The 8,578-nt window shown below is 53.0% G+C and carries 7 protein-coding genes and 1 pseudogene; 7 read left to right on the top strand and 1 reads right to left on the bottom strand.

Annotated elements, in window-relative coordinates; all coding sequences use genetic code 11:
- Nucleotides 1-429 precede the first annotated feature (429 nt).
- The 6 genes from Q0J85_RS14990 (at nt 430) to Q0J85_RS14965 (ending at nt 5,613) form a co-directional block, all read left to right on the top strand.
- Nucleotides 430-969 (top strand): hypothetical protein, encoded by a 540-nt coding sequence (locus Q0J85_RS14990; protein WP_294483071.1) that lies wholly within the window; start codon nt 430-432, stop codon nt 967-969.
- 73 nt (nt 970-1,042) lie between these two features.
- On the top strand, nt 1,043-2,062 hold the full coding sequence (locus Q0J85_RS14985) for a WG repeat-containing protein (protein WP_294483069.1): 1,020 nt from the start codon (nt 1,043-1,045) through the stop codon (nt 2,060-2,062).
- Between the two features lie 239 nt (nt 2,063-2,301).
- A complete protein-coding gene (locus Q0J85_RS14980; RefSeq protein ID WP_294483067.1) occupies nt 2,302-2,772 on the top strand; it encodes a hypothetical protein in 471 nt (156 codons plus the stop codon).
- Between the two features lie 236 nt (nt 2,773-3,008).
- Nucleotides 3,009-3,941: a hypothetical protein gene (locus Q0J85_RS14975; protein WP_294483065.1), complete on the top strand. Its 933-nt coding sequence runs from the start codon at nt 3,009-3,011 to the stop codon at nt 3,939-3,941.
- A 152-nt stretch (nt 3,942-4,093) separates the two neighbouring features.
- Nucleotides 4,094-4,990, top strand: a complete 897-nt coding sequence (locus Q0J85_RS14970; RefSeq protein WP_294483063.1) for a hypothetical protein — start codon at nt 4,094-4,096, stop codon at nt 4,988-4,990.
- Nucleotides 4,990-5,613, top strand: coding sequence for a hypothetical protein (locus Q0J85_RS14965; RefSeq protein WP_294483062.1), 624 nt, complete (start codon nt 4,990-4,992; stop codon nt 5,611-5,613). The genes Q0J85_RS14970 and Q0J85_RS14965 overlap by 1 nt, the downstream gene beginning before the upstream one ends.
- A gap of 550 nt (nt 5,614-6,163) precedes the next feature.
- Here Q0J85_RS14965 and Q0J85_RS14960 read toward each other — a convergent pair.
- Complete coding sequence (locus Q0J85_RS14960) at nt 6,164-6,826, bottom strand: hypothetical protein (RefSeq protein ID WP_294483061.1); 663 nt, start codon at nt 6,824-6,826, stop codon at nt 6,164-6,166.
- Nucleotides 6,827-8,088: 1,262 nt separating this feature from the next.
- Here Q0J85_RS14960 and Q0J85_RS14955 point away from each other — a divergent pair.
- Nucleotides 8,089-8,578, top strand: a pseudogene (locus Q0J85_RS14955) (hypothetical protein); the annotation flags it as partial.

The raw sequence follows: 8,578 nt of genomic DNA, 5'->3' as shown, positions 1-8,578 counted from the left end.
TCCAAAGGAAATTCAAAAAAATATGCGTATGACGCCGCCGGACGGCTTGTAAAAGAGGGCGACCGGGTGTATCAGTACGGGTGGTTGGATAAAGTCACGCAGATCACGGAGGGCGACAAGGTGATCCGGAGTTTCCGCTGCCACATGGACGGCCGGCTTGCGGCCGCGCATGACGATTCCAATACGGAAACGTTTCTGCGGTATGGACTTGCGCTGATCCGGAGTGACCGCCCGAACTGCCGGAATGAACCCGCCGTCACGGACAAAAAGACGCGGTTCAACAACCGGCCCGGCAGCATGCTCGAGGCAAAGAGCGCCGACGTTGTTTCCGCGATCGAGCGCGACGCATTCGGTAACCGGAAAGCCCGCAATCGATTGTATACATCCCCCGCTTTCAAGCGCAATTCAAAACGAACCGGGAGGGGTCGAATGGGATTTTTAAAAAATCACGGTTTGGCACTTATCATGGCTGTCAATATTCTGCCCGCCTCTTTTCTGGCCAAAAATATGATCAGTTATCCTCTGGGTTATGACTTTTCATGTTCTTATGGAGTCCCTCTGGCAGTATGGGAAACGTATTCCATCGATCAGGCGGAGCGCTCCCGAGTTATCAGCGGAGCTTATCATGTCAGCGCCATTGAGATCGGAGAGATGGGGAGCCCGCCCGCCACATTTCACCTTTTCGTTGACTCGATCATTTTTCTGGCCGTATTATATCTTCTGCAGAAAAGGGAAAATGAAAGTCGGTGGAAAAAGGGATTGCGGAAATGTTCCCTCGCATTGGCGCTGTTCCTGTCTCTCTCATTATGGCTCAGTGTTTTCAGCAGCTGGGAAAGCGGCATATATCGATTTTCATACCTGACAGCTGTGGTGCTTGAAATCTTATTGTTTCTGTCAGCAATCATAAAAGGAGTCACTGCATGTTCGGTGCGCCGTGCAGAACAACTCCCGACTTCCCGGGCGGCGTAACACATGCGCCGAAATGCGGATCATGACGCCAGGCCTCATGGGAACGGAAAAGCAGGAAGGAGAAATGATGAAAATGATCAGAATCACTTATGTTCTGGTTGTGCTGGGGACACTTGTCGTACAGGCTTTCGGATTTGATCTGATTCCGTTTCGCAAAGGAGATTTATGGGGATATGCCGATCCATTTGGATCTGTCGTATTCCCACCTGAGTACAAGTTTGCCGGGGTATTCAGAGATGGGATTGCCCGCGTGCAGACGAAAGAGGGTCATGGGTTTATCGCTATGAACGGACGGGCGTTTTTCGCTTCCGATCTGGAATCCGCCCGCGATTTTTCGGACGGCATGGCTGCGGTGAAGATCAAAGGGACGGGGAAATGGGGATTTCTCAATCAGGCGTTTTCCATTGCGATTCCCCCCGCTTATCAAGAGGTCGGCGATTTCAGTGAAAACGTCGCACCGGCTGAGTTGAACGGCAAATGGGGCGTAATTGACAAACAGGGAAAGGTGCTGGTTCCATTCCAGTATGATGAAATAAAGCCATGTCGGGAAAATGCGCTTGCGGTTTGTTCCGCCGGAAAGTGGGGTTTTATCCGGCCGTCAGGAGAGCTTTTGCTCGATTTTCAGTACCAAAAGGCTTCTTCCTTTTCGGAAGGCGCAGCCGCAGTTTCTCCGGATGAGGAAAGTTATGTCTACATCGATTCCAAGGGGAATCAGGTGGTCCCGGGCGAATATCAACGGGCGGGGATGTTCCATGACGGGGTGGCTGCGATCCGGAAAAACGGTGCTTTCGGCGCCATTGACAGGACGGGCAGGGAGATCATTCCGGCGGTTTATGCGTATATCTCGGATTTCTCCGACGGCCTCGCGGTATGTTCCGTCAATTCGCGTTTCGGCTATCTCAATACACGGGGAGAATTGATCATTCCGTTGAGCTATGCGGAGGCGTCGCCGTTTGAAAATGGGATTGCCCGGGTATGGGAACGCATAAAAGTGATCGAAACCAGCATCAACGGCAGCCGGGTCGTCCAGGAGATTCCTGTGGGCGGAGGATACATCGATCTGAAAAATAAAAAGTTCTATGATTGTGATTGAACGATGCGAGTTGAACTTGTATGGTCTGATTCCCGTGCACAGCATTGCAGTCGATTCTGCATGCGGCGATATAACGGGAGTCTCCTTGAAAAAGAAGTCGGTCTGCCCGGAGATATGATTCAAGCATCAGTCAATTTGCCTGCCGGAAGTGGTTGTTTTCCGGGCCGTGAGACATCAGCGCTTTTCAGAAGAACACAGAAAACACTCCATCCCAGTGAATGAACTGTCGGAGAATCCATATGCGAAACATCAAGGCACACATCAGCAAAAAGGTCTTGTGGATTGGAGCCGCAGCCATTTGTGTTTTTACGACAGGCGTGTTCTTCTGGAGAGAAACCAGATGGGAAATCAATTATCATTCAGGATGTTACCGGAAGTCCACGATTCTGTTGAAATGTTTCAGCTTTCAAACAGGAGAGGGTATTTTGGAAGAGTATCTTCATTTCATCAATCACGACACCGGCAATATTCCGGACAGATGGGATTTCTACTTCTCGAAATACAGGAATCTGCAGGGACAGATCCGAGTTGACGCCGGACCTGGCGGGTATATCATGAAATTGATTTCATTTTACGACTGTAAAAACATGACTCCAGAGCAAAAAGATCTTGTAGTAAAAGAACTTATCACGATCTTGCATGAAGAAGATCGCAATAAAAGAGATTATAAAATTATGGAATTATATTATCGCCCCGGAAACGTTTTTTGATAAAACGCTGCAGCGTCCGGAACAGACATCTGCGGCAGTAAGGTGACGATTCCGACACCGTCCATCCATGCAGAAAAAGCAGAGGGAAATTCAAACGTATAAGATCGGGCGGGAGAATCGGATTTTAAATTTGAACGGAACAACCGCGGCACCCCATTCTCGACAAGGATGAATTTTCCAATGCGGCAAAACTGGCAAGAGAAAGAAAGACAAACAACCCGTAAGGAGGTCACTTCATGCGCCGAATAACGTTGACATTATATTCCATTGGATTGATCATCATGAGCTTCGGCTTCTTCCATGAGGGCCGGGGCGAACTTGCGGCGGATGACATTCTCCGAAAACTCGACCAATGGCAGGCGGAGCAAATCCGGCTTTGGAAGAACGGGAAACAACCGGCGGAAGAGTATCTGCTGGAATACCGGAATACGGTCGATCAACAGGATTTTGTCAATCAATATCTTGTCCCGTTCAGACAAATTGCCGGTCAGTTGCTGCGGGAAACGAATTGGGTTGATTATCCCGCTTCTCTCTCCTGTCTGTACAATGTCGCCCCGGTATACGAAGCCGGACAATCCGCTTCCCCGGAAGAAAACACCTCGGACGCGATATGGCTGGCATGGCTGCTCACGGAAACATTCCACGATTTAACCGGAAACTCCGCCGCGTTATCGAAATCTCCGTCCGGGAAACTGATTCTGGCATGGGCATACGGTTCAAAGGACGAGATCCCGTTCAAACAGGCGTGGCAGGAGGAAATTCAGCGTCGACCCGTAAAAGTATTGAGCTTTATCGCAATTCAGAAGAATTTCACGAAAGAGTTTCTTCCGGAAGTATGCCGGTTTCTGGACACGCATCCGGAAATCATCCGGGAGTTGCCCCGGCAGGTCAAATTGAAACTGGCCTTGAAACAAACGGAATCCCTCCTGATGGAACGTTCCGGTTCCCGCCATGTACGACCGGAGGATTTCCGAAATGACCGGTTGTTGCAACTGCTTTCCCGGGAACTTGCAGGATGTGAAATTTCTGTTGATATTCAAACTGTTAAACTCGGAGATCAATCATCCATTGCGATTCAGAGCGGTTGGTCGTTCCGCTCCGGCGATGAGTCACCCGGGCGATTCATCATCAAAGTGAATGGCGAGGAGATTCCATTTGAATGCAGCTGAAGATTCTCTGCGTTGCGGCATCCGTGATTGTTGCAGATCGGGTCAATGATTCATCCGGACAGGCCGGATCTCATTCATTTCAGTTCAGAACTTGCAAACGATCTGTTCCGGTTGTAACTTTTATGTGACAGGTACTTCAGGAGGTTGGCATCATGGCAGGACATCGCATCGGTCGTTTACCCGTTCTCATGCTCATTTTCACATTGTCGATGGCCGGTTTCTCCTGCAGAATCGGGGCGCAGGATATTCCCGTCATCCGGACCGTGACGGCCAATACCGGACCGGGATTTTTGACGGAATCGAAGTTTTATCTTGCGTACCGTCCGTCGTTTCCCGTCCGGAATCCGGCGCGATCGCTGCAGGACGTGATCGACCATAGTGATCGGTACGAAAAACAGATTTCCGCCATGTTCGATGGGAAAAACGTGGACCCGCGGATTTTCCTCTGGGCCGTTTACGCATGCGACAGCGGGAACACCAACCTCGCGCCGACCGCTTCCGCCCTCGGACAGCTCTGCGCGGGCAGGTTCGATCAGGCTCGGGAAACGCTGCTCGCCGCCCTCCGGAAAAATCCGGACGATTACGCCGCAACCCTCCTGCTCGGACTACTCTCCATCCGGGATCGGAATCTCTTCGGGTATCTGGAAAAAGCTTACCGGCAATCGCCGCAAAAAACCATGAAACTGGTCGATTTTCTCGCATGCAACATCGAGTTTGATGTTCCTCCGCAGAGCGAATGGGACTTCCTGGACGCCTGGATCAACCTCTTTTCCGGCTCTCCGGAGCTGTTCCGAAGCCCGGATTTTTCCGCGATCGAGCTGCACCGCCTGCGCGAAATGATCCGACAGAAATATTTCGCTCAACAGCCCGGGACAGAACAGAAGAATGATTCTGCTGAAAAGGCCGCCCTGCGCCGGTTCCAGGCCTCTCTCGATGAACAGCTCGGGAAGCAGGTTACGAAACAGTTCCGGGAGAGAATCGGCAGCGCGGGTGCATCCGTCGTTCTGCCGGGGCACCTCGCGCCAACGGCCGCTTCTTTTTCAATCTGATGCAGCCGGAAACCCGGAAAAAAAATCTGCAGACCCTTGATGAACTGCTCTCCCCCGACCGGCCGATTCCGCCGCTGGAAGCTCTGGCGGAATTGCCCGTATGGGGCGGAATTTATGCGGCACAGGCCGGCTCTTCCCCGATTCCGGAGGGGATCGAGCCGGAGAGCGTTGCCGCCCTCTTCGGACAGCTCTGCGCCAAACAGTTCGACGCGGCCCGGAAGACAGGTTTGCAGCTGTCGGAAAAACAACCGGAGGATTTCCGCGTCCTGGTTCTGCTGGCTGCGCTTGCTGCCGAGGATACGGCATTGCTGCCTCATCTGGAGCAGGCATTCACCCGTTCGCCGCTCAAGACCATTTATGTGATCGACTTCCTTTCCCGCAGCGGCATTCTGGCTGTTTCACCCGATTCGGTGTTTTTCGAGCGTTTCACGGCCCTGATTTACCGGAATCGCGAAGAGCTCCGGCAGAAGAAAATCGCCCGGCACGTCGCCGCCAGATTGCGGAACATGATCGCACGAAATGGGGAAATGCTCTCAAAGGAAATGAGGGAGTTGTGCTACATCCTCGACCATGACACGAACGACGGCCCGCCCTCCTATCTGCCGCAGCAGTTCCGGCAGTGAGGGAAAGTGAAAGGAAAATGACGATGAAGATTCTTCTGTCTCTCTTTGCCGCGGCGCTCTCTCTTGCGGTATTCGCGGAAGAAGTGTATCTGGGATTCCGGTGTCAGCAGTATGGCGCACCGGGAGAATGGATTCTTGTGGATTCGTTTCTGCTGAACGGCTCCTGGACTCAACTTGATCAGATCACAGGGAGCGACCAACTTGAGAAACGATTCCGGGAGGAACTTGCATCCGTCGGCAACGCCATGCGCGGGGAGTTTTCTTATCAGGGTCAAAGAGTGCGGTGGACGCGACAAAGTTTTCTGATTCAACCGGGCGTATTTTCGATCGATCTGAAGAGTTCCGAATGTGAATTCAAATTCTCCGGACTCCTCAGCAAAGTCGGACGGGATTCCTGCGACATCGAGTTGACCTATTCCCGTCTGCGACCGGTCGAATCTCCTCCTGTCGAAGGGCTGGTAGATATCATATCTTATTCCGGCGACCTCCGGGGCCGATACGGGGAGTTTCACCTCTACGGCGGCGTTGGCGGAAGAGTTGCCGGAAAGAGTCAGTCGGAATCGACAGTCGCAGCTGCTGAGGGCGAAATCGTCAAGCTCGCGGATGGCGGGTTCGGTGCGGCAAATGACTCCGCTGCATCATGTTCCGTCCCAGGCGCTGCGGATTCCGGGTCGGAGGTTCGGCAGCGGAATCGGCGGAGCAGCAGCGTTCCGCAGCCGACGACTCCGCCGACCGCCGCGGCCAGATAAAGCCCCGCCATAGCTCCACCCAGCAGGCGCGGGATGACGACCTGCCGGCGATAAGCCGCGCGCGTCGGCTCGAAATTGATCTCGGGCGAGGCCATCGCCTGCTGAACCGGCGGAGAATTGACCCATGCCTCGTAACTCCCGCCGAGACAGCCGCAACTGATTCCGAGTAGAACTCCCGCCGCCAGCAAAACGGCGGAAACGCCGACTTTCCCGCGACTGCGGTCCATCACCCACGCTGCCAGCGCGACGAAAGCCCCACTCAACAGTACCATCAAAAACAGCGTCAGCAACGGCCACTCATGTTCCGGCCGGATACCGAATTGCGCCAGCCCGAGCAGCGGCAGATAACCAGCGATCGTGCCCAGCGTAAATCCCCGCATCTCGAAGCCGGGAAACCGCCAGAGCAGAAATGCTCCGGCCAGCCATAACGCTCCGAACATCAAGAAATTCGCATATTTTCTCATACCCGCATCCGGTATAAATTTACCGCGCCAAACCGTGAATTCAAGCACGGATAATGTCCCAAATTTGGCGATGGGACGTGTTGTTTGACAGAGGTGTACCTGCCCTTTATTTTCATTTTGCCCAAAATCCAACATCAAGGGAACGCAGATGCAAGATAAAATTAGCATGGAGCCGTCGTTTTGTCAATCGGAAACCGGTTTTCTCTGGACGAACTTGTAACCTGACCGGCAGATGGATACGAACGCAAGGCTCTTGCCGAACTGCGGAAGTCCGATTCCAGATATTCCATTTTCCTCACGTTCCTCGCAACAAAAGGACAGAAATCGGAACTCTATCGTTTCATACTCCAGATTCCCTCCGGTCTGACCGGGGAAATCAAGCGCGCCGGAACAATCATCCGGGAGGAATTCGACCTGATCAACTGAATGAGGATGGTTTCCGTTCCGATTTCGAAGCATCGGACAGTGACGATGCCACGTCGTTATCCAGCGCCCACGAAAGAGGCGGCAGATCGATCGTTCAAACTTCGGAAACAGGAGAAAACAATCACCGCGCAATCATTCCTCTGAAAAAAAAGCTGCAAATAACGTTTTTTCATTTGCATTCAGGGATTTTCTGGAGTAATTTAGAACAATTTCAATTTGAGGAGAAACTCTGATAGCGAAAAAATCTGAGTTATACAACTGAATATCGACGTCCTCGCCTGAACTACCACTTCGATCAGCCGTCCACGACAGAAAAACGCACACTGGGAAGTGCCACATATTCTGGCACATCTTGATCAGTGTTTTTCTGTGCGCTGTGGTAGGCGCTGGCGGGGGCACTTTTCAGATGTGCCTTTTTGTATTTCCGGAGCATCGCTCAAACAGAGCCCCGGGAAACAACCACCTCCGCAGGAAAATGAAAACGCCGGCGGCATCCGGGATCGCGGAATCTTCTCTCCGGCCCGGAAAAAAGAGAAATTAAGTAGAAACGGCGATTGCATTTCCATCATTTTCGATGTATTCTTATTTCCTCGGGGACAGGAAGTTCGACATCGGTCTCATTCTCTCGGAATGGGTTCGGGTTTCAAATCATCCGACGACCGTCTGGACATGTGCACCGGCAAGGGGCTGTGAAGCAATTCGCAGGGGGGACCCGGCAACCGGAACGGCAGACGGAAGAGAGAAAGATCAAACCGCAGGACTTCCCGCAGGTGAATGCGGAATGAAAACCGGCATTCAAAAGAGATTCAGAAATCGAAACAGGGGGGACGACAAGAATGAGAAACATCAACAGCGGGGGGCACGATTTTATCCGGATTGCAGAAATCGGCAAGATACAGGATTTCCGCCTCAACCCGAAACGGTTGGAACCGGGGATAACAACAGGAGGTTTTTCTCTCCCCGAACCAACCACTTCTCTAACATCTCCTCGACCAAGCATCGCCGCGCGACAGAGTCTCCGCCCGGCAAGCGGCTCTTTCTCCCCGTGCCGGCCGACCGCAGCCGAGTCCGGCTCCGCCCCGTACGCGGCACCGGCACCTTGCCGGACGCAGGGGGTGCGGGGGGCGGCGGACACGCCCCCGGCTTCCCTTGTTTGCACCCGGCAGTCAAGAGAGGGGTTCGGGGGAGAGAAAGCGGCTCGTAAGAGCGCATCTCTCCCCGTACCAAACAACCATCAAACAACCAATCGGCCGATCATCGCCGCGCAACAGAGTCTCCGCTCGGCAAGCGGCGAAGTGGAGCAAAAACGCGAATGGGTCTTTCCGC

This window comes from uncultured Victivallis sp. (assembly GCA_944389935.1).
Lineage (GTDB): Bacteria > Verrucomicrobiota > Lentisphaeria > Victivallales > Victivallaceae > Victivallis.
The sequence above is the reverse complement of the archived record's forward strand: the minus strand, read 5'-3'. Positions and strand labels throughout refer to the sequence as shown.